The organism is Streptacidiphilus rugosus AM-16 (assembly GCF_000744655.1).
GTDB lineage: Bacteria > Actinomycetota > Actinomycetes > Streptomycetales > Streptomycetaceae > Streptacidiphilus > Streptacidiphilus rugosus.
Window position 1 is genome coordinate 1210465 of record NZ_JQMJ01000004.1, and the last position, 20395, is coordinate 1230859.

General features: G+C 72.3%; 20 protein-coding genes. 12 read left to right on the top strand and 8 right to left on the bottom strand.

Annotation, left to right across the window (positions count from 1 at the left end; translation table 11 throughout):
- Positions 1 to 51: 51 nt before the first annotated feature.
- Positions 52 to 1521, bottom strand: a complete 1470-nt coding sequence (locus BS83_RS14590; RefSeq protein ID WP_037604282.1) for an MDR family MFS transporter — start codon at positions 1519 to 1521, stop codon at positions 52 to 54.
- A gap of 82 nt (positions 1522 to 1603) precedes the next feature.
- Between BS83_RS14590 and BS83_RS14595 the strand changes: the two genes are divergently transcribed.
- Complete coding sequence (locus tag BS83_RS14595) at positions 1604 to 2221, top strand: TetR/AcrR family transcriptional regulator (RefSeq protein ID WP_037604283.1); 618 nt, start codon at positions 1604 to 1606, stop codon at positions 2219 to 2221.
- Positions 2222 to 2429: 208 nt separating this feature from the next.
- Here BS83_RS14595 and BS83_RS14600 read toward each other — a convergent pair whose 3' ends face one another.
- Positions 2430 to 4658, bottom strand: coding sequence for an ATP-binding SpoIIE family protein phosphatase (locus BS83_RS14600; RefSeq protein ID WP_051943058.1), 2229 nt, complete (start codon positions 4656 to 4658; stop codon positions 2430 to 2432).
- 193 nt (positions 4659 to 4851) lie between these two features.
- Here BS83_RS14600 and BS83_RS14605 point away from each other — a divergent pair, with 193 nt between their 5' ends.
- The 3 genes from BS83_RS14605 to BS83_RS46480 all read left to right on the top strand — a co-directional run bounded on the left by BS83_RS14605 (position 4852) and on the right by BS83_RS46480 (position 7153).
- Entirely contained in the window at positions 4852 to 6066 is a 1215-nt protein-coding gene (locus tag BS83_RS14605; protein ID WP_084713496.1) for a rod shape-determining protein, read from the top strand.
- A gap of 143 nt (positions 6067 to 6209) precedes the next feature.
- Positions 6210 to 6650, top strand: coding sequence for a helix-turn-helix domain-containing protein (locus BS83_RS41830; RefSeq protein ID WP_198035239.1), 441 nt, complete (start codon positions 6210 to 6212; stop codon positions 6648 to 6650).
- The gene (locus BS83_RS46480; RefSeq protein WP_037604285.1) at positions 6644 to 7153 is read left to right on the top strand and encodes a DUF2690 domain-containing protein; all 510 of its coding nucleotides are present in this window, start codon (positions 6644 to 6646) and stop codon (positions 7151 to 7153) included. Before BS83_RS41830 ends, BS83_RS46480 begins: the two co-directional genes overlap by 7 nt.
- A gap of 214 nt (positions 7154 to 7367) precedes the next feature.
- On the opposite strand, the gene BS83_RS46485 is transcribed toward BS83_RS46480, so the two are convergent.
- From BS83_RS46485 to BS83_RS14635, 4 genes are all read right to left on the bottom strand, one after another.
- The gene (locus BS83_RS46485) at positions 7368 to 7862 is read right to left on the bottom strand and encodes a MarR family winged helix-turn-helix transcriptional regulator (protein ID WP_232248330.1); all 495 of its coding nucleotides are present in this window, start codon (positions 7860 to 7862) and stop codon (positions 7368 to 7370) included.
- Positions 7859 to 8293 carry an SRPBCC family protein gene (locus BS83_RS46490; protein WP_037604286.1) on the bottom strand — a complete coding sequence of 145 codons (435 nt, stop codon included), beginning with the start codon at positions 8291 to 8293 and terminating at the stop codon, positions 7859 to 7861. The genes BS83_RS46485 and BS83_RS46490 overlap by 4 nt, the downstream gene beginning before the upstream one ends.
- Positions 8294 to 8485: 192 nt before the next feature.
- Positions 8486 to 9442: a hypothetical protein gene (locus BS83_RS14630; RefSeq protein WP_157597182.1), complete on the bottom strand. Its 957-nt coding sequence runs from the start codon at positions 9440 to 9442 to the stop codon at positions 8486 to 8488.
- Positions 9443 to 9608: 166 nt separating this feature from the next.
- Entirely contained in the window at positions 9609 to 10928 is a 1320-nt protein-coding gene (locus BS83_RS14635; RefSeq protein WP_051943061.1) for a Gfo/Idh/MocA family protein, read from the bottom strand.
- 215 nt (positions 10929 to 11143) lie between these two features.
- Between BS83_RS14635 and BS83_RS14640 the strand changes: the two genes are divergently transcribed.
- The 5 genes from BS83_RS14640 to BS83_RS14660 all read left to right on the top strand — a co-directional run bounded on the left by BS83_RS14640 (position 11144) and on the right by BS83_RS14660 (position 16207).
- Complete coding sequence (locus BS83_RS14640; protein WP_037608998.1) at positions 11144 to 12262, top strand: sugar ABC transporter substrate-binding protein; 1119 nt, start codon at positions 11144 to 11146, stop codon at positions 12260 to 12262.
- The gene (locus BS83_RS14645; RefSeq protein WP_051943062.1) at positions 12259 to 13095 is read left to right on the top strand and encodes an ATP-binding cassette domain-containing protein; all 837 of its coding nucleotides are present in this window, start codon (positions 12259 to 12261) and stop codon (positions 13093 to 13095) included. Before BS83_RS14640 ends, BS83_RS14645 begins: the two co-directional genes overlap by 4 nt.
- Complete coding sequence (locus tag BS83_RS14650; protein ID WP_037604287.1) at positions 13092 to 14378, top strand: sugar ABC transporter permease; 1287 nt, start codon at positions 13092 to 13094, stop codon at positions 14376 to 14378. The genes BS83_RS14645 and BS83_RS14650 overlap by 4 nt, the downstream gene beginning before the upstream one ends.
- Before the next feature lie 104 nt (positions 14379 to 14482).
- Positions 14483 to 15841, top strand: coding sequence for a protein kinase domain-containing protein (locus BS83_RS14655; protein ID WP_051943063.1), 1359 nt, complete (start codon positions 14483 to 14485; stop codon positions 15839 to 15841).
- Between the two features lie 18 nt (positions 15842 to 15859).
- The gene (locus tag BS83_RS14660; RefSeq protein ID WP_037604288.1) at positions 15860 to 16207 is read left to right on the top strand and encodes a VOC family protein; all 348 of its coding nucleotides are present in this window, start codon (positions 15860 to 15862) and stop codon (positions 16205 to 16207) included.
- Positions 16208 to 16230: 23 nt separating this feature from the next.
- Here BS83_RS14660 and BS83_RS14665 read toward each other — a convergent pair whose 3' ends face one another.
- Complete coding sequence (locus BS83_RS14665; protein WP_037604289.1) at positions 16231 to 17139, bottom strand: hypothetical protein; 909 nt, start codon at positions 17137 to 17139, stop codon at positions 16231 to 16233.
- Positions 17140 to 17473: 334 nt separating this feature from the next.
- Here BS83_RS14665 and BS83_RS14670 point away from each other — a divergent pair, with 334 nt between their 5' ends.
- The 3 genes from BS83_RS14670 to BS83_RS14680 all read left to right on the top strand — a co-directional run bounded on the left by BS83_RS14670 (position 17474) and on the right by BS83_RS14680 (position 19337).
- A complete protein-coding gene (locus BS83_RS14670; protein WP_037609002.1) occupies positions 17474 to 18193 on the top strand; it encodes a hypothetical protein in 720 nt (239 codons plus the stop codon).
- Positions 18194 to 18359: 166 nt separating this feature from the next.
- Positions 18360 to 18965 (top strand): cysteine hydrolase, encoded by a 606-nt coding sequence (locus BS83_RS14675; protein WP_037604290.1) that lies wholly within the window; start codon positions 18360 to 18362, stop codon positions 18963 to 18965.
- Positions 18966 to 19004: 39 nt separating this feature from the next.
- A complete protein-coding gene (locus BS83_RS14680) occupies positions 19005 to 19337 on the top strand; it encodes a DUF3592 domain-containing protein (protein ID WP_037604291.1) in 333 nt (110 codons plus the stop codon).
- Positions 19338 to 19413: 76 nt separating this feature from the next.
- On the opposite strand, the gene BS83_RS14685 is transcribed toward BS83_RS14680, so the two are convergent.
- A complete protein-coding gene (locus tag BS83_RS14685) occupies positions 19414 to 20118 on the bottom strand; it encodes a DUF1062 domain-containing protein (RefSeq protein ID WP_084713500.1) in 705 nt (234 codons plus the stop codon).
- Positions 20119 to 20395: the final 277 nt, after the last annotated feature.

Here is a 20395-nt window from a genome sequence, read left to right on the forward strand (position 1 = left end):
TAGCGCGGGTCGTCGACGACGCCGTCCCGGCCCCCGGGATCCCCGCCTACGTCAACCAACTGTGGAGACAGGGGCGTTGGCAGCGGCATCGACCGCCGGTGCGGGCGGGCCCGCCTTCTTGAGTGGGACCTCGACGACGAGGAGGGCGGCGAGGAAGGCGAGCGCGCAGAGGGCGGCGGCGGCCAGGAAGATGTGGCCCGTGCCGGTCGTGACCGCCTGGAGGTGGGCGGCCTCGGGACCGCCGCTCGGTGCGTGCTGGACGGCGCGGGTGAACAGGGAGCCGAAGACGGCGACGCCGAGGGAACCCCCGAGCGTGCGGAAGAGGTTGACGGAGCTCATCGCGGCGCCCATGTCGCGCAGGGTCACGCTGTTCTGCGCGATGGTCCCGGACATCTGCAGGGTGAAGCCCAGGCCGATGCCGACCAGGACCATGTACAGACCGGTGAGCAACTGCGAGGTGCCGGTGCCCATGGTCGCGAGCAACCCGAGCCCGGCCGTGAGGAACAGCGTGCCGAGGATCGGGAAGATCCTGTACCGGCCGGTGGCCGACATGACCTTGCCCGCGACGGTCGAGACGATCACGACGGGGACCATCATGGGCAGCATCAGCAGCCCCGAGTTCGTGGCGGACGCGCCTTGCACGGTCTGCTGGAACAACGGCAGGTACAGGCCCGCGCCGAACATCACCACCCCGGCGACCAGGATCAGCGCCATCGCGAGCGGGACGTTGCGGTGGTTCGTGAACACGCTCAGCGGCAGCAGCGGCTCGCGGACCCGCCGCTGGACGGCCACGAAGGCCGTCAGGCCGCCCGCGGCCGCCGCGCCGAGCGCGAGGATCTGCCAGGAGCCCCAGGCGTAGGTGGTCCCCGCCCAGGTGGCGGCCAGCACGATCGCGGTGACGGACACGGTCAGCAGGCCGATGCCCGCCCAGTCGATCTTCGCGTGGATGCGTCGGGCGGGCAGGCGCAGCGTCAGCGCCAGCCAGAGCAGTGCCACCAGGCCGAGCGGCAGGTTGACGTAGAAGGCCCAGCGCCAGTCGAGGTGGCCGGTGACGAACCCGCCCAGCAGCGGGCCGCCGATCGTGCCGATCGCCATCACCGACGCGGTCATGCCCTGGTACCGGCCCCGCTCACGCGGCGGCACGAGCGCACCGATCAGCGCGAAGGCGCCGGCGCCGATCCCGCCGGCCCCGACGCCCTGCACGGCACGGAAGGCGATCAGCTCGGTCATCGACTGCGCGGCCCCGCACAGCGCGGATCCGACCACGAAGACGGCGATCGACGCCAGGTACGTCGGCTTGCGCCCGAACAGGTCGCCGAGCTTTCCCCAGACCGGGGTCGTGACGGCGGTGACCAGGGTGTACGCGGTGACGACCCAGGAGATGTGCCCCAGGCCGCCGAGGTCGCCGACGATCGTCGGCATCGCGGTGCTGACGACCATGTTGTCGAGCATGGACAGGAGCATCGCGAGCATCACGCCGAGCAGAACCCAGCGCATGTTGACGTTCTTGGAGGTGGACATGCCGCCAGAAAAACACAACGGTTCAATAAGTGCAACGGTTCAACTTTTATAGCTGAGCAACCGTACGCGGTAGAGTGTGGGCATGAGCGTCACCGACCCCGACCCCGACACCGCGACGCCGGTCGCGCCGCTCGGACGCCGCGAGCGCAAGAAGGCCGCCACCCGCCAGGCCATCGCGGACGCCGCGCTGCGGCTGTTCCTCAAACGCGGCTACGACGACGTGGGCATCCGGGAGATCGCGGAGGCCGCGGACGTCTCCACCACGACGCTGTTCAAGCACTTCCCGGTCAAGGAGGCCCTCGTCTTCGACGAGGACGCCGACCAGGAGGCGCTCCTGCTCGCGGCGGTACGCGAACGCCCCGAGGGCCAGTCCATCCCGGCCGCGCTGCGGGAGCACGCGTTGCGGTACCGCGCGGCCGCCGTGAACGGCGACCCCCGGTTCACGGCCTTCTTCGAGCTGATCAACAGCACCCCGGCCCTGCGGGACTACGTCCAGGCCATGTGGCTACGCCACGCCTCGGCGCTGGCTGCGGTGATCGCGGAGGAGAGCGGCCTGCCGCCGGACGACCCCGCGTGCGCCGCCCTGGCCCACTTCGCCCTCGAAGCCCCACGCGCCGCCCGCGGCGCCGAGGACGCGGCCCGGGCCGTCACCCGCGCCTTCGACCTGCTCGAACAGGGTTGGGTCGCCCTCGGCGGATGAGCAGCCCAAAAGCCAGGGGCCAGTTGCACTCTCCTCCGGGCGCGAGGCTCTGCTTGATTCCCTGCGCGCGCGAGAAGCCACCCATGAGCGGCGGCTCCTCAACGCGCAGGGCCATCCGCACAGGCTGGTTTCTCGCGCACGCAGTTGATCAAGCAGAACCTCGCGCCCCTGAGGTAAGGGCAACGCGCCCCTGTGCCAGGCAGACGCGCTACGCGCTCGGGAGGGCCTGTTCGGCCCAGATGGTCTTGCCGGAGGGGCCGTGGCGGGTGCCCCAGCGGGTGGAGCACTGGGCGACGAGCATCAGGCCGCGGCCGCCCTCCTCGAAGCTGCGGGCGCGGCGCAGGTGGGGGGCGGTGCCGCTGGCGTCGGAGACCTCGCAGGTGAGCGCCGAGTCGCGGATCAGCCGCAGGCGCATCGGGGTGCGGCCGTAGCGGATCGCGTTGGTGACCAGTTCGCTGACCACCAGTTCGGTGACGAAGACCAGCTCGTCCAGTCCCCATACGGTCAGCTGGCGGGAAGCCAGCCTGCGGGCCTCCGAGACGAAGGCCGGATCGGGCGGGACCTCCCAGTCGGCGACCTGGTCCGCACCCAGGGCGCGGGTCCGCGCCAGCAGCAGGGCGACGTCGTCCTCGGGCCGCTGTGTGGTCAGCGCGGCGAGCATCTGGTCGCAGGCGTCGTGGAGGCTGGGCCCGGCTCCGGCGAGCGAGCGGCGCAGGGCCTCCAGACCCTGGTCGATGTCCCGGTAACGCGACTCGACCAGGCCGTCCGTATAGAGCGCGAGCAGGCTGCCGACCGGCAGTTCCACCTCGACGGTCTCGAAGGCCAGGCCGCCGAGCCCCAGCGGTGGGCCGGCCGGCACGTCGAGGAACTCCACCTCGCCGTCGGGCGTCCGCAGCGCGGGGACCGGGTGTCCGGCGCGGGCGAGTGCGCAGATGCGGGAGATCGGGTCGTAGACCGCGTACAGGCAGGTGGCCCCGATGTCGCCCGCGCCGTCGGCCCCGCCGGCCTCCCCCGGCTCCTCCCGCTCCCCCGCCGCCGCGTTCGCCTCGGCGGCCGCGTGCGCCTCCGCGTTCAGGCTGATGACCAGGTCGTCCAGGTGCGAGAGCAGCTCGTCGGGGGGCAGGTCCACGTCGGCGAGGGTCCGCACGGCGGTGCGCAGGCGGCCCATCGTGACGCTCGCGTGCAGTCCGTGGCCGGTGACGTCGCCGACCACGAGCGCGATCCTGGTCCCGGAGAGCGGGATCACGTCGAACCAGTCCCCGCCGATGCCCGCCTGCGCACTCGCGGGCAGGTAGCGGGTGGCGACCTCGGCGGCGGCCTGGCTGGGGGCGCGCTGCTGGAGCAGGCTGTGCTGGAGGGTGAGCGCGGTGGTCCGCTCGCGCGTGTAGCGGCGGGCGTTGTCGAGACAGGAGGCGGCGCGGGCGACGATCTCCTCCGCCGTCTCCAGCTCGTCCGGGCTGAACGGCTCGGCTGCCGCCGAGAGGCGGCTGAAGACGGCGACGCCCAGCGTCGTCTCCCGGGAGACGATCGGGACGGCCAGCAGCGAGACGAGTTCGTGGTCGCGGGCCCAGACCGCCCGCGCCTCGTCCTGCGCGAACCACTCGACCAGCTCCCGGTCCTCGGCCCGGTAGACGGCCGAGCGCCCGTTCGCCAGGCACAGCGCGGGCGGCGAACCGGCCGGGTAGGTGCCGCGCTCGCCCACCTGGACGACACCCATCCGGTCCGCGTCGGCTCGTCCGGCGCGTGACCCCGGCGCGCCGTTGGCCCCGGTCCAGGCCTGGGCCGCCCGCCGCAGCAGGACCGCGCCGGTCAGCGGCCCCGCCGCGGGTTCGTCGCCGTGGAAGACGCCGTCCAACAGGTCCACGCTGGCGAAGTCGGCGAAGCCGGGGACGATCACCTCGGCGAGGTCCTGCGCGGTACGGCCGACGTCCAGGGACGCACCGATCCGCTCGGCGGCGGCGTTGAGCAGCGCGAGGCGCTGGCGCGCCGCGAACTGCTCGGTGAAGTCGACCGCGGTGACCGCGACCGCGTCCAGGCGGCCGTCGGCGTCGAAGACCGGGGAGTAGGAGACGGCCCAGGCCTGTGCCTCGGGCAGGCCCGGGGCCCGGACGTAGGTCTCCAGGGTCTGCGGCACGCCGGTCGCGGCGACCTCCTGGATCAGCCGCGCCGATTCCTCGAACACCGATTCGTCGACGTGGTCGAGCGGTCCGCTGCCCGCGTCGCGCAGCTCGGTCGGCAGTCTGCCGCGCAGCTCCGCCTCCGAGAGACCGCCGAGGCGCACCATCGTCTCGTTGACCTGCAGCAACCTCCCGGTCTTCGCGTCGCAGAGCATCCACGGCACCGGGGACTGCTGGAACGCGCGCTCGGTCAGCGAAGTCAGCGCGTTCGGCCGGTCCGGTTCGGCGTCGCGGGGCTGCTCGGGGCTGGCTGCGGACATGATCCGATCATCACGCGCGGCCGAGCGCCGCGCCACCGAGCGGGCGCCGGGCTCACCCGTGCCGGGTGTTCTGCTCCCTCGTTCAGCGGTGCCGGGATGCAGTGGCGGGCGATCCGCCGCTGGATGGAGGGGAAGGCGCCATCTGATGACCGTTCAGCTGACCGGTCAGCACGAGTGAGAGCGAGGTCCCCGCGTGGTCAGGATTCCGGTGGGCAGGCGGGCGGGTGGGAAGACCCAGGGCGGCAGGACGGCGGGCGGAAAGGGGAGGAACGACGAGGGGACGAACGACAGGGCGGCGGCGCAGGGCGACGCCGGGACGGACGGCAACGCGACGCAGCGGGCGGCGACCGGTGGGCTGGTGGCGGTCGGCGGGCGGCTCACGGCACGGCGGCTGCCGGGCACCGGCGTGGTGACCGACCGGCTGATCGCCCTCGACCTGGGCACCTCCAGGGTCCGCGCCTGGCGTCCGCGCCAGGGCGTGGTCTTCGACGAGCCGTCAGTCGTCGCCTACGACCTCAACCGCGGGATCGCCTTCGCCTTCGGCGAGCCCGCCCAGCAGATGACCGGTCGCACCCCTCCGGGCATGGGCACCGTGGCGCCCCTCGACGGCGGAGCCGTCACGGACTTCGAGGCCGCCAGGGTGCTGGCCCGGCACGTGATCGACACCGCCCGGCCCGGCCGGTTCGCGCTGCGGCCGACGGTGGCGACCGCGGTGCCGGTCGAGAGCCGCGGCATCCACCTGAAGGCGCTGCAGCAGGCACTGCTCCAGGCCGGGGCGAACAAGGCGATCACCGTGCCGACGCCGCTGGCCGCAGCGGTGGGCGCGGGGGTGCCGATCGAGCGGGAGACCGGCACCATGGTCGTCGACCTGGGCGGCGGAACCAGCGACATGGCGGTCTTCGCCTTCGGCCGGATCGTCAGCGCCACCTCACTGACGGTGGCGGGCGTCGCCCTGGACCGGGCGCTCACCACCTGGGCGCGCCGCCGGCACCGCGTCGACCTCGGCCCTGCCGCCGCCGAGCAGGTCAAGATCGCCGCGGGCGAGGGCCGCAGCGTGGAGGTCAAGGCCCGCCGCACCGAGTACGGGACGCCGATCCTGGCCCGCTTCGAGCCGGATGACGTGCACCGGGCGATGGCCCCCGTGGTGGACGTCATCGTGCAGGGCATGGGCAATCTGCTCACCCGCTGCCCCACCGAGCTGAGCGCGGACATCACCGAGCACGGCATCGTCCTGACCGGCGGCGGGGCCAGGGACGCGTGGCTCGGCGCGACCCTGGAGGAACGTCTGGCGCTGCCGGTCCACCACGTCCCCGAACCGGAGACCTGCACCGCGCGCGGACTGGGCGTCCTCGCGGCGTCCGCACGCGGCGCGACCCACGTGGACGCGCACGCCTCGGCCGGGAGCTGACGGTCCGGAGGTTCGCAGGGGTCAGGACGGCGGCGCACCGTGGATCTTGCTGTGCGCCGCCTGTGGGAGACTGATCCGTCTCCCCCTGACCGAGAGCGAGTGACTGAACCGTGGGCGCGAACTGGCGGCCGATACCCGATGACGTGCGCGGAAGCGCACGCCGGCTGACCGAGGAGCTCCGCGCCGTCAAGGACCGCAGCGGACTCTCGCTCACGCAGATCGGCACGGCCACGCACTACAGCAAGGCCTCCTGGGAGCGGTGGTTCAACGGCAAGCGGCTGATCACCGAGCACGCCCTGGAGTCCCTGGCGGTCTCGGTCGACGAGAGCGCCCGCCTGCTCGGACCGCTGCTGGAGCAGGCCCTGCTGGAGGCCGAGCAGACGGCGGACCCGACGACGCCCGGTCAGCGCCCGGCCGTGGTCCGCGCCGTGAGCACATCCCGCATCAGCACGCCCCACGTGACCACGGTCCCCGAGACCACGCCGCCCGAGACCACGGCCCGGGCGGCGGTACCGGCCCCGCCGCGCCCCCCGTCGCCGCACGGCTGCGCGGGGCATGGCGACGGCACGGCCGCGGCGTGCTGATCGCCCTGACCTCCGCGGCCGTCGGCGCAGCGGTCGGCGCCTACCTCGCGGCGCCACAGGGCGAGCCGACGACGCGGGCCCAGGCCTCCCCGCCGATCCGGCACGCGTCGGCGCCCGGCACGTCGACCGCCTCACCGCCGCCGTGCGACGGCGTCGGCTGCGCAGGCAAGGACCCGCAGTCGACCGGCTGCGTGACCGACTCGAAGAGCCTGACCACCCAGAACGTCGGAAAGATCGTCATCTACCTGCACTACAGCGCGCGCTGCCACGCCGCCTGGGGCGGCCTGACCGACGCCGAGCCCGGTGACTACGCCACCATCACCACCAGCACGGGCGACACGCAGACCGCCAAGGTCCACTGGGGCTACGACAACTACTCGATGATGGTCGACGCGAGCGATCCGGCCGTGGGCCTCCAGGTCTGCGGCTACCCGCCGAAGGGTCACGGCTGCACGAACACGCTGACCCCGCCGCCTGCGCCGACCTGGAGTCCGCACGCCTGAGACACACCTGAGAGTTCTGGCGGCCGGGCAGTACCCCCGTGCTGCCCGGACGCCGTCCGCCGACAACTCTGCCCGACGGATCCGACCGGCTTGTCCCGCGGCGGCGTCCCACGGCCGCGAACTTCCTGTCTCACCGCCCTGACCTGCGGTTTGAGACGGAAAAGAGGAAACGCGCCGCAGCCCGGCGGGACGTCCCAGGCGCCCGGACCACGGCTCAACGGCGCGCGAGCTCGCGCAGCGCCCCGGTGAAGGCCGGGGCCCGCTCCGCCAGCACGCCGAAGAACTCCGCGTCGCAGGCCTCGACCGCGACCACGGCCCGGTTCGCCAGCTCCCGCCCCTCGGCGGTGACGGCCAGCGCGCGCGCCCGGCGGTCGTCGGGATGGGCGTGCCGCTCGACCAGCCCCTGCCCCTCCAGGGTGCGCAGCACCTGGGAGGTCATCATCGGATCGGTCGCGGCCTGGTCGGCCAGCGCCTTCTGCGTGACCGGGCCGTCGGCGCCCAGCCAGGTGAGCGCCGCCAGCAGCACGAACTGCACGTGGGTGAGGCCGTACGGCTTGAGCGCCGCGCGCTGGGCGGCCTGCCAGCGGTTGGTGACCTGCCAGAGCAGCAACCCCGGACTGTCCTCGGCCTCGGCGAACTGCGTGTCCAGTCCCCCGCCCCCGGCCGGACCGCCGCCCCCAGGACCGCCGCCCGACGCGCCGCCGCTCACCGGGCCGCCGCCGTGGCCTGCTCCGCGGCGCGGGCCAGCGCGTCGAGGTCCCGCTGGAGGGACTGCGCGATGCACTTGCCCAGGATCACGTTCCACAGCCGCGCGAGCGGACCGCCCAGGGTGACCGTGACCGCGACCTCGCTGCCGCCGTCGGTGCGGGCCTCCACCTCGTGGTGGAAGGTCAGCCGTGCCCCCATGAGCAGCGAGACGTCGGTGAAGACGCGGTCGCTCAGCGCGCTGATGACGAACTTGGTCTTCGGGCCGCCCTTGGGCTTGAGCACGCCGGTCCCGCCGACCGCGAAGGGGCCGTCGAGCCTGACCCACTCGGTGTCGGCGTTCCACTCGGGCCAGGTGGCCATGTCCGCCCAGCGGGCGAAGAAGGCGGCGGGAGCGGCGGACGAGACGGTCGTGGCACTGCCGAGAGTCATCATGCATTTAGTATGCGCGCTTAGTTCTTTCCTGTCCACCCCCCCTTGCGCCGTCGGCCCCGGCGCGTGCGACGGCGAGCAGGCCCGCATGGGGACCGCGTCGTGGCGGGGGCGGCGGCGTCGGACGGCCGGGAGACGCGAACGGCACCGCGGACGGGGGAACCGTCCGCGGCGCCGGAGCGAGCCCGAAGAGCGTCAGCCCTTCGTCACGCAGGCGTTGGCCGCGTTGGACCAGAGGCCCTGGAGATCGAAGGTGCCGGTGCTGAGCGGCACGTAGGCGTCCATGTTCTCGCACTCGTCGCCGATCTCGCCGCCGCGCCCGTTCCAGCCGATGCTGGGCCAGAAGTCGGTGACCGTCTCGGCGTACTCGTGCGTCTCGGTGGACTCGATGCCGGAGAGCATCCGCCCGTCCGTGAGGGTGGTGCAGGCGCCCGCGCCCAGGTCGGGGATGTAGGGCAGGTTGGTGTAGGCGAGGGTGCCCGAGGCCGACGAGGTCTTGTCGTGCCAGGCGCAGAAGCCGGAGTTGGGGAAGCCGTCCGGGTGGGTGCCGGTCGCGGAGACCACCACGTACTGCGCGTTGAGGTTCGGCGTCTGCGTGGTGTTGCCGAAGTGCACCGCGGCGGAGGCGGCCTCGGAGGCGACCTGGGCGGCGGTCGCGTTCGTGGGCGCGGCGGAGGCGTTGTCGAACCAGACGCCCGCGAGCGGGGTGGCGGCGGGGTGGGTCACGTGCGTCCCGCTGCTGCCGCAGGTCGTCGTGCCGTTCGCGACGCCTTCGCAGTACTGGGTCATGATGGTGCCCCAGGTGTCCTGGGCGCCGTAGAGGCCCTTGAACATGTTCTGCAGGTCGGGCGCCACGCCCGCCGGGTCGCTCGCCCACTGCGAGCCCCAGAAGACGAGGTAGACGTGCGGCGTCGGGGAGACGACGCCCTGGGCCGCGCTGGACCGGACGCTCAGGGTGTTCCTGCTCTTCGCCAGCGGCGCCGAGCGGGAGCCGTGGCCGATCGGCTTCACACCGTGGTGCGCCGCGGCGGCGGCCGCGGGGGCCGCGGTCTGCGCCTGGGCCCCGGTCGTGAGGGTGGCTGCCGCGAGGGCGGCGAGGGCGAGCGCGGCGAGGGTCCGCGCCGTTCCGGTTCCGGGCGTGCGTATGTGCACTGTGATCCCCTTGGGGGTCGCGTGGTGTTCGGCCACGGCGTGGCCACCCGGGAACCTAGTGCCGCTTCGCGTGTAATGTCCATGGCGCGGACGCCCAGAAACCGTAAATACTCCCGGCGATGAGCGCGTCTCAGAAACATTCTCCGGTCGAAACCCCGATCGACCGTCAGAATCGCACCGGCTGCACCGTGCCGGAGAGCCGCGCCTCCTCGGCCGCCAGCACGGCGAGATGACTGAGCAGCGACTCGCGCGGCCCCGAGCGCACCAGCGAGGGGTCGTTCGCCGCCACGGCCGCCACGAAGGCGTCCATCAGTCCGGCGTCGCCGCCGCCGTGGCCGCTCTCCGCCGTCATCTCCCCCGCGCCGGCCTGTGGCAGCAGCGTCTCGGTCCGACCGCTCAGGAAGTCGTGGATCTCCAGCTTCCTTCCGTCGCCCCGCAGTTCGCCGCGGGTGCCGAAGACCGTGGTGCGCCGGTCGCCGATCTCGCTGTGCCCGGTCATGGTGAAGGTGGCGGTCGCCCCCGACGCGAACTCCATCGCCACCACCTGATGGTCCACCACGTCGTTGTCGCAGGCGTACACGCAGCGCCCGTAGGGGCCCTCGCGCAGCGCCGCGTCCAGCGCCTCCGGCGTGGGCTCGTCCACCACGACCGACAGCGGCCAGCCGTGGCGTCCCTGCGCCAGTCGTTCTCCGTACAGGCGCGGCGCGCTGTACGCGCACCGCGGTTCCACCGCGCAGTCCAGGCAGCGGTCCGCCGCGCCCTCGGGGCGGTTGGCGGCGGTGAAGTGGGTGAGCCGACCGAAGCTGGCGACCCGGGCCGGCGGCCGGCCGACGACGTACTGGAGCCAGTCCAGGTCGTGGCAGGACTTCGCCATCAGCATCGAGGTCGCCTCGTCCGCGCGCCGCCAGTTGCCCCGGACGAAGGAGTGGGCCTGGTGCCAGTGGCCCACCGGTTCGAGATGCTGCACGCTGACGATCTCACCCAGCCGGCCGCTGTCCACCACCTGCTTCAGCGCCCGGGTGTAGGGGGTGTAGCGCAGCACGTGGCCCACCGCCAGGACGACGCCGGCCGCCTCGACCGCCGCGACGATCGCCCGGCAGCCCTCCTCGTCCAGGGCCATCGGCTTCTCCAGCAGGATGTGGTAGCCCTGCGCGGCGAACTCCAGCACCGGCTCCACATGCATCCGGTCCAGGGTGCAGACCAGCACGGCGTCGGCGGTCCGGCCCCGGTCCCCGCGCCCGCGCGCGGCCAGGTCGCGCCAGTCGGCGAAGACCTCGGCCTCGGCGAGCGCGTGCTCACGCGCGAACGCCCGTCGGCGCACCTCGCGCGGTTCCGCCACCGCCACCACCCTGGCGCGGTCCGGATGCGCCGCGGCCCAGGCGGCGTAGCCGCTGCCGCGACTGCCCGCGCCGACGACGGCGAGTGTGACGGGCGGGGCTGCAGTGACGGATGGGGCGGGCGGGGCCGGAAAGGGAGAGGCGTCCATGTCCCGCGATCCTGCCACGGGCGCCACCACCGCATTGGGCCGTTCGAGTTAACGCGGTGAGCGGCACGGGAGTGTCTGAGCTGCGAAGGAAAGTCCGAGGACTTTAATCGGAGCGCCGTCGTGGGGGGTGAGGCGGCCAGGAGTCGCGCAGGCGGTCCCTGCAGCTGTTCCGTTCAGCCGCCTCAGCGGCGTGTCGTGGAAGGCCCCACATCGTGATCAAGCACCCCCTCAAGCGCGTCGCCACCGCAACCGCCGTCGTTTCGCTGGTTCTCGTGGCGGCGGCCTGCGGCAAGGCAGGGAGTTCGAACTCGTCCTCGACCTCGTCGCCCACCGCCGGCGGTACCGGCGCGGCGGCCAGCGGTTCGATCGGCCTGCTCCTGCCGGAGAACACCACCACCCGCTACGAGCAGTTCGACAAGCCGCTGTTCGAGGCGAAGGTCAAGGAGCTCGCTCCCAACGTCGAGGTCAAGTACGCCAACGCGGGCGGCAGCCCGCAGACCCAGGCGCAGCAGGCCACCACCATGATCAACTCGGGCATCAAGGTCCTCGTCGTCGACGCCCAGGACTCGGCCCAGATCAAGTCCTCGGTGGACGCCGCCCGGGCCAAGGGCATCAAGGTCGTCGCCTACGACCGCCTGGCCCAGGGCCCGATCGACGCCTACGTCTCCTTCGACAACGTCAAGGTCGGCCAGCTCCAGGGCCAGGGCCTGCTGTCCACCATGGGCTCCAAGGCCGTCCCGACCGCCAAGATCGTGGAGATCGACGGCGACTCGGCCGACCCGAACGCCGCCGACTTCAAGAACGGCTTCCAGGGCGCGGTCAAGGGCAAGCTCGACATCGCCTACGACGCCTCCGGGCTGTGGAAGCCCGACGTCGCGGCGCAGAAGGCGACCGCGGCGATCAACCAGCTCGGCGCGGCCAACATCGCCGGCTTCTACTCCGCGAACGACGGCATGGCCGCCGGTGTCGCGACCTCGATGAAGAACGCGGGGCTCAGCTCCCTCCCGCTCACCGGACAGGACGCCCAGCTCGACGCGATCCAGCGGATCGTGGCCGGCACGCAGTCGTTCACCATCTACAAGGCCTACAAGCCCGAGGCGGACGCCGCCGCCGAGCTGGCCGTCGGCCTGCTGAACGGCCAGATCCCCTCCAACATCGTCAACGCCCACAAGACCAGCGGCTCGGGCAACGTCGTGCCGTCCGACCTGCTGACCCCGGTGCTGGTCAACAAGGCCAACATCAAGACCACGGTCATCGCCGACGGCCTGTACACCGTCGCGCAGATCTGCACGCCCGAGTTCGCCGCCGCCTGCAAGTCCGCCGGGCTCTCGTGACGAGCCCGCTCGGACCCGCCGACCCGCCGAAGGGCTTCACGTCCTCCGGCGGGCCGGTGCTGGCGCTGCGCGACGTCTCCAAGCGCTTCGGCGCCGTGCAGGCCCTCACCGACGTCGACCTCGACGTGCACACCGGTGAGGTCGTGGCCCTGGTGGGCGACAACGGCGCCGGCAAGTCGACGCTGGTCAAGACGGTCGCCGGAGTGCACCCGATCGACGAGGGCGTCATCGAGTGGGAGGGCCGCCCGGTCACCATCCACCGGCCCCAGGACGCGCAGCACCTCGGCGTGGCGACGGTGTACCAGGACCTCGCGCTGGCCGACAACCTGGACGTCGTCGCCAACCTCTTCCTCGGCCGCGAGATCACCAGCCGCGGCACCCTGGACGAGGTCGCGATGGAGAAGAAGGCCCAGGAGCTGCTGGACACCCTGTCGATCAGGATCCCGAGCGTGCGGATCCCGGTGGCGGGCCTGTCCGGCGGCCAGCGCCAGGTCGTGGCGATCGCCCGCTCGCTGATCGGCGACCCGAAGGTCGTCATCCTCGACGAGCCGACCGCCGCCCTCGGCGTGGAGCAGACCGCGCAGGTGCTCGACCTGGTGGAGCGGCTGCGGCACCGCGGCCTCGGCGTGATCCTGATCAGCCACAACATGGTCGACGTGCGGGCGGTCGCGGACACGGTGGCCGTGCTGCGGCTGGGGCGCAACAACGGCACCTTCCCGGTCAGGGAGACGACCCAGGAGAGCATCATTTCCGCGATCACCGGCGCTACGGACAACGCGGTGACCCGCCGTCAGGCGCGCTCCATGGAGCAGCGCCCGGAGGGAGACGCATGACCAATCCTCTCGTACCCTCCCCGGGCTCCGACCCGACGCCACCGGCCGCGGTCCCGCCGCCGGTGGACCCGCGCCTGCTGGTCCGGCAGGAGGGCTGGCGCGGCTACGTCCACGAGTTCAAGCGCAAGGTGCGCGGCGGTGAGCTCGGCTCGCTGCCGGTCGTCATCGGCCTCGTGATCATCTGGCTGATCTTCAGCCTCAAGGACAGCGCCTACTTCAAGGCCTCGAACGCCGAGTTCATCGCCTACTACATGGTCGGGCTCGGCCTGCTCTCGGTCGGCCTGGTCTTCGTGCTGCTGCTCGGCGAGATCGACCTGTCGGTCGGCTCGGTCAGCGGCCTGGCCGCGGCCATCTACGCGGTGCTGTCGGTCACCCACCACTGGAACGCCTGGGTCGCGGTGGTGGCCACCCTGGCGGCCGGCGCGGCGATCGGCGCGCTGCAGGGCACGATCTTCGCCAAGATCGGCGTGCCCGCCTTCGTGGTCACCCTGGCCGGCTTCCTGGCCTGGCAGGGCGTCATGCTCTGGCTGCTCGGCTCGACCGGCACGATCAACCTCGAGGACAAGGGCCTCAACCACTACCTGTCCGGCAACTCGTACTTCCTGGACGGGCGCGTCATCGGCGGCTACCTGCTGGCCGGGATCGCGGTGGTGCTGATGTTCGTCGGCCAGTTCACGCAGCAGCGGCGCAGGAAGGCGGCGGGCGTCCCCTACCGGCCGATGGGCGAGGTGCTGTTCCGGACCGGAGCGCTGGCCGTCGGGGCCTTCCTGGTCGCCTGGGTGCTGAACCAGGCGAGCGGCGTGCCGAACAACCTGGTGCTCTTCCTGATCGTGCTGGTCGTCTGCGACTTCGTGCTGCGCCGCACCACCTACGGTCGCAAGATCTTCGCGGTCGGCGGGAACATCGAGGCCAGCCGCAGGGCCGGTATCAGCGTGGCGATGGTGCGGATCACGGTCTACGGGATCTCCGGCTTCTTCGCGGCGCTGGGCGGTCTGGCCATCGCGGCCACCACCAACGCCGCCGGGCAGGCGGGCGCGGACCCGAACAACCTGATGATGGCCATCGCCGCGGCCGTCATCGGCGGCACCAGCCTCTTCGGCGGCCGCGGCCGGGTGTGGTCGGCGCTGCTGGGCATCCTGGTGATCGAGTCGATCAACTCCGGCCTGTTCATGCTGGGCCTGACGCTGGACATCCAGTACATGATCACCGGCGCGGTGCTGCTCGCCGCCGTCATCGTGGACTCCCTCTCCCGCCGCACCCAGAAGTCCTCCGGACGGGCGTAGCGGACCGGCCGGGATCCCGGGGCGGACCTGTGACCGCCACCGTCGTCGCCCGACGACGGTGGCGGTCACATGATTTCCACAAGGAACCCGTCCAGCATCCCGCTGTGGAAATCCTGCAGACCCCCGCGCTCGGCGACCGCTACCTCCTCTGCGAGCTGCTCGGAAGCGGCGGCATGGCCGAGGTCCACCGCGCCCGCGACCTGCGGCTGGACCGCACCGTCGCGGTGAAGATCCTCCGCCCCGAGCTCGCCGCCGACCCGGTCTACCGGGTCCGCTTCGGACGCGAGGCCCGCGCCGCCGCCTCGCTCAACCACCCGTGCGTGGTCGCCGTCTTCGACTCGGGCGAGGGCGCGGGGCGGACCATGGACCTGCCGTACCTGGTCATGGAGTACCTCCCCGGCCGCACGCTCTCCAGGGTGCTGGCGGACGAGGGGCCCCTTCCCGCGGCGCGGTCGCTGCGCATCACCGCGGACCTGCTCGACGCCCTCGACCACGCCCACCGCCACGGGATGGTGCACCGCGACGTGAAGCCGGCGAACGTCATGGTCGCGGACGACGGCGCGGTCAAGCTGATGGACTTCGGCATCGCCCGCAGCGCGGACCCCTCCGCCCAGCAGACGCTCACGGCGGTGGGCATGGTCGTGGGCACCGCCGACTACCTCTCCCCCGAGCAGGCCAGGGGCGAGCCCGTGGACGCCCGCAGCGACCTGTACGCGGTCGGCTGCCTGCTGCACGAACTGCTCACCGGTGAGCCGCCGCTGACGGCGGACACCGCCCTCGACACCATCTGGCGCCGGCTCCGCGAGGACGCGCCGGTGCCGTCCCTGCTGGCTCCCGCGCTCTCCCCCGCCGTGGACGTCCTGGTCTCCCGGGCTCTCGCCCGCGACCCCGGGCAGCGTTTCCCCGACGCGGCGACGATGCGCGACGCGGTGGTGGCCGTGCTGGACGCCGAGCAGTCGGCGGCCTCGGCGCACACGGCGCACACGCAACGGCCTGAGGTGGCCGGGCGCGGCGCGCAGACCCTGGTCACGCCGCTGCCCGAGCCCGCGACCCCCTCGGAGGAGGACGAGGGGCGGGCCGCCCGTCGCGGCGGGCGGCGGACGGGGCGGAAGGCGGTGCTGGCGACCGTCGGCGTCGTGGTGGTGGCCTCGCTCGGCGCGTGGATCGGCTTCGGCGGCGCGCACGCGGGCGCGGGCGGAGCGTCCGGTGCGGCGGGGGCGCACGGTGCCACGACCTCGCTGCGGACGCCCGACCTCACGCAGCTGAGCCTCAGCCGCGCGCGGCATCTGCTGCAGGGCATGGGCCTGCGCGTGGGGCACGTCGGCGCGGGGAGCTGTTCCGGCACCGCCGCCGCGCCGCACACCGTCTGCGCGCAGCAGCCGGCCGCCGGCACGACGGTCTCCCGGGGCACCGCGGTCGACCTGTCCGTCTCCCGCGCGCCCGGGGTTGCCCCCGGGGCGTGAGCGTCCTAGCGTCGAGACGTGATCAACGGCGCACATGTGGTGATCTACAGCAGCGACGCGGAGGCCGACCGTGCCTTCCTGGCGGACGTCCTCGGTCTGCCGAGCGTCGACGCCGGCCACGGCTGGCTGATCTTCCGGGCCCCGCCCGCCGAGATCGCCGTCCATCCGACCGAGACGGTGCACTCGCACGAGCTGATGCTCATGTGCGACGACCTCACCGCGACCGTCGCCGAACTCGAGGCCAAGGGCGTCGAGTTCACCCGTCCGGTCCAACAGCTGGCCTGGGGCCTGCTGACCGGGCTCCGCCTGCCGGGAGGGGGTGACCTGGCCCTCTACGAGCCACGTCACCCCGTTGCCCACGGCTGAACGGCGGCCTGCTGCGGCCGGAGCTACAGCCGGACGACCTCGTGCATCCCGAGGAACGCGTGCGGGATGCCCGACCGGTCGTCAGGGATGAAGCAGAGCAGCGCGTAGCGCCCCGACTTCGGGTGGAAGCTCAGCACCTGCTCGCGGCCGGGTGACATGGCGGCCAGACCCCGGCTGGCCGACTCCGCGAAGGGGTTGAAGCCGGGGTTCTTCCCCGCCGCGACCGCGGCGAAGAACGCGGTCAGCTTGGCGTTGGTGACGCCCGGGTTCACCCGCTGGAACATGGCCTCGTGGATCTCGTCGGCCTTGTTGCGCACCAGGATGGGGGCGTCGAGGTCCAGGTTCGACGGTCCCTCGAACCGCGGGCCCTTCCTGGTCTCCACCTGGTCGATCTCGGCCCGGTGCCAGGGCGTCGTACCGCGGAAGGCGCAGTTCACCTCAAGCCGGTGGAAGGTGGGCGCGGGAGCGTTCGGCACGAAGAACTGGCTGAAGTCGAAGAAGTAGTAGGTGCCCCTGGTCAGCGGGATGGTCGCGTCGACCACCGTGCTCGGCTCGACGGCGGCGCCGCCCACGACCGTCGCGTCCCGCTCCACCGCCCGGATACCGGCCGCGGCCTCGGACGGGTTGTTGCTGACCGCCTTGCGGATGTCGGCGACAATCCGCGCGATCGTCACGCCCTTGTGCAGCTGAAGGCCCTGCAGCTCGTGGCCGTTCGCGTCCTTGGTGCTGACCGAGAAGGTGACGAAACCCGCCCTGACCTCCTCGGGGAGGCGGAATCCCGCGTTGGTCATCTTCACGTGGACGGTCGTCCCCTGAGGGGCGGCCGAGGCGGTCGCCGCTCCGGTGACCGCCGGGCCGACGAGGGCCACCGCCGCGGTGGTGACCGCGGCGGCGAGCCTCTTCGACGCCCGGGTGGAGTTCGCTCTGCGCATGCATGGTCCTCTCCCACGAGGAGCCGGCCGCTGCCCTGAGTGCGCGGCGGCCCCGGATCCATCCATGCTCGGACCCGCGACCGCGAGGGCCGTTCGCCGCGACAGGTGTTCACGACAATTCGCCCGATCGGCAGCGCTCCCCGAGTGGCGGTCCCCGCCCATCCACGTAGGCTGGATGTCGAGCGGGTAGATGGAGCGTGCAAGTCCTCCCAGCTCCACTTCATGGGGCTGTAGCTCAAAGCAGAGCGACCCGCTCGCCTGAGCACCCGTACTGAGCGCGGTTGAGTAGAACCGCTCTCCCCGAGCCCTCGTGCCGTCCGTGATCATCGACGGCATGGGGGCTTTCTTCGGTCTGTTGGCGGTCGCTGCGGTGGTGCTCGGGGTGCTGCTGCATCTCTTCGCGCACACCCCGCTCTCGGAACTGCTGGGTCTGGGCGCGGGGGCGCTCTGCCTGCTGTGGCTGGTCGTGCTGCTCACCGTGCCCTGGAACCTGTACTTCCAGGCGAAGACGGTGCGGCAGGAGATCCTCGACGGGCGCGCCGCGGGCGTGGACGTCCCGGCCGGACGGGAGCAGGACGCCGAGGCGATCGCCCGGCGTCTGCTGCGGCTGGCGATCGGCGCGCACCTGGTCTCCGCCGCCGTGATCGCGGTGATCACCGCGGTGTCCGGCCGCGAACTCGGCTACTGGTTCTCCGCGTTCTACCTGCTGAGCACCGTCTTCCGGCCCGCCGACGCCTATCTGCGGCATCTCCGCGCGCGGCTCGGCCTGATGCGCACCGAGGCGGCCTTCCCCCGCGACGACGTGGTCACCCTCAAGGCGCGCCTCGACGCCGCCGAGACCGCGACGGCCAAGCTCTCCGAGGAGTCCCGCCGCCTGACCCAGGAGCTCGACCGTCTTGCGGTCGTGGTCCGCGAACGCGACGACCAGCTCGAACAGCGGATCCACGCCATGGGCCGCCGCTTCGAGGACGCGCTCGGCAGTCTCACCGACAACCAGGAGGTCATCAGCGGAATCCGCGCCTTCCTGCGCCTGATGCGGGAGGAGCGGGCCTGAGTCCGGCGGTCGGGGTGATCGGCGCGCACCGGCGCCGGACGGGGCGGGCCGGGCGGCGATCGTCACCCTTCTGCGGTCTCGTCAACGGACCTCGCTGCTGCTTGAGTTGGTCGGGACGGGCCGACCACGCCCGTCCCAGCGGCCTGCTCCCGAGAGGTGAGACACCATGCCGATCGACCCCGCCACCACCGCCCTGGTCCTGATCGAGTTCCAGAACGAGTTCACCTCCGAGGGCGGCGTCCTGCACAACGCCGTCCGGCCCGTCATGGAGGCGACCGGGATGCTGGACAACGCCCGACGACTGGTCGCGGAGGCGCGGGCGGCGGGAGTCAGCATCGTGCACGCGCCGATCTCGTTCGCACCCGGCTACCACGAGATCACCCGGCACCCCTACGGCATCCTCAAGGGCGTGGTGGACGGCAACGCCTTCGTGAAGGGAAGCTGGGGCGCGGACATCTCCGACGCGATGGCGCCGCAGGAGGGCGACATCGTCGTCGAGGGCAAGCGCGGCCTGGACACCTTCGCCAGCACCAACCTCGACTTCATCCTGCGCAGCAAGGGCATCACCACGATCGTGCTGGCCGGTTTCCTCACCAACTGCTGCGTGGAGTCCACGATGCGCACCGGCTACGAGCACGGCTACCGGGTGATCACACTGACCGACTGCACCGCCGCGGTGTCGAAGGAACAGCACGAGAACGCCATCGCCTACGACTTCCCCATGTTCTCCACCCCGATGACCTCGAACGAACTCGCCGAACAGCTCCCCTGAACCCTTGACCGCCGACTTCGGCGTCCCTACGGTGCGCCCATGTTTCGTCGCAACTGGAAGCGCGTCACCGGAACGCTCATCGACTCCCGCATCGTCGGTCTGAACAACGCCAACGCAGCGTCGCACCGGCGCGAGGCCGTGGTCGAGTTCACCGGCGGCGACGGCCGGAAGGTCAGAGTCAAGATCAAGGCCGCGTCGGGCGTCTCGCTGCCCGCCAACGGGAGGCCGGTACCGCTGCTCGTCAAGCCGGACGACACCGAGGCGGTCTTCGACAGGCACGACCCCAGCATCGACGTCAACGCCCTCTACAAGGCGGGCAGACGAGCCGAGAGGCAACGGCTCGACGAGGCGTTGCGCAGGCCGGAGAACTGAAGCCACGGTGCGCCGTGCCTCCTGGCAGCTCCGCGGCGGGTGCGCCGACGGGCCGGCCAGGAGGCTGCGACGCCTCCTACGCCCGTGCCGCTGCCGCCCTCGCCGCGTGCGGCGACTGCGGCGGCGGGACCTGCGCCTCGACGTGGGCGGACCCGGTGCGCCGGTCGATCGCGCCGTCGGGCAATCCGGCCTGCTTCGCCGCGTCGACCGCCCCGGGGCTGTGGAGGGTGAGCTCGAAGTCGCGGTGCGCCTTGGCGTCCGGGGCCAGCGGCAGCCGGATCCGCCCGTCCGCGACCATCCGCCGCACCGCGGAGCGGCTGAGGCCGAGGCCGAGCATGAGGAGCCGTTCCACCCGGACCGGGGCGGGCAGCTCGAATCCGACCCGCACCACGAGCGGTGACGGGTCGTCCAGTGCGTAGAGCGGCATCCGGGTCTCCAACTCCCAGGTGCCGGTCCAGTCGAGGCGGTAGCCGTTCCTGGTGGCGAGCGACGCGCTCATCGTCAGCTCGCGCACCACGGCCGGGTCGTTGTTCTCGAAAGCGACCAGCCGGGCCGGATCGAGCGAGGAGACGTGGACGCGCTCGTGGACGGGCACCTTCGAGGTCCGGTCACAGGTCGCGCAGCTCAGCAGCAGCCAGACGTCGAGGAGCTTGCCGCTCGCGTTGACGCGGATCCTGCCCGAGGGACGGTGCCGCGTGCCGGGGCAGTCCGGGCACGGGCGGACGACGGTGGGCAGGGCGGACTGACGCACGGCCCAGCGGGCCTTGCGGTCGGTATGCATGTATGGGTTGCTTTCAGGGCTCGGCAGGAGCGCTCGCAGGCCGGGGCCCGGGCTCCTGGTACATGAACGGGTGCACACGCGGGCGCGGGTCATCGCCTCCGGGCCGAGTGGTCAGGCCAGGGGTCGATCGCGCGACGGTTGTTGCTTGCTACGTGGCAGCCGTTACAGGTACATGCAGGCGAGCATGATCGAGTGTCATGTCGCCCGGCAACTCATTTTCTTTCCGACCCGGCCCTGCGCCCTCGGCGACGACGCGCGCGGGCATCTGCCGCGAGGC